Origin of the sequence: Limosilactobacillus mucosae DSM 13345 (assembly GCF_001436025.1) — a bacterium.
Lineage (GTDB): Bacteria > Bacillota > Bacilli > Lactobacillales > Lactobacillaceae > Limosilactobacillus > Limosilactobacillus mucosae.
Genome location: NZ_AZEQ01000079.1, coordinates 1 through 362, shown reverse-complemented (window position 1 = coordinate 362; position 362 = coordinate 1). Strand labels below are relative to the sequence as shown.

Annotated in this window: 1 protein-coding gene; it reads right to left on the bottom strand. The window is 52.8% G+C overall.

The annotated features are described in order from the left end of the window. A partial coding sequence (locus tag FC47_RS10725; RefSeq protein WP_420896577.1) for a mucin-binding protein occupies positions 1-362 on the bottom strand: 362 nt, incomplete at both ends.

The following is a 362-nucleotide window of genomic DNA, read 5'->3' as shown; positions in this document are numbered from 1 at the left end:
TTTGGCACGACCTTGGTTGGATCGTTAGGGTCCGTTGGGTAAGTTGGCGTATCGGCACCTGGAATTGGCGTACCGTTTGGATCAACCGGAACAATCTTACCGTTTGGTGCGTAGATTACCGTTTCTTCAACATCTGGATTGTCAGGCGTTGCCGTCAGACCACCGGCAGTCTTCTTGTCGGCATGATAGCCATCAACGACTGGCGTGTCAATCGTGGCAAACGTCTTGGTGCCTTCCCAATCACTCATTGAGAGCACCTTGCCAGTTACCTTGTCAATCGTCACCGTCCGCGTGAAGGCGTCCTTTTGCGTCACAATGTTGTCAGCTGGCGTATCATCGCCGGCACCAACGTAGTGAATCGT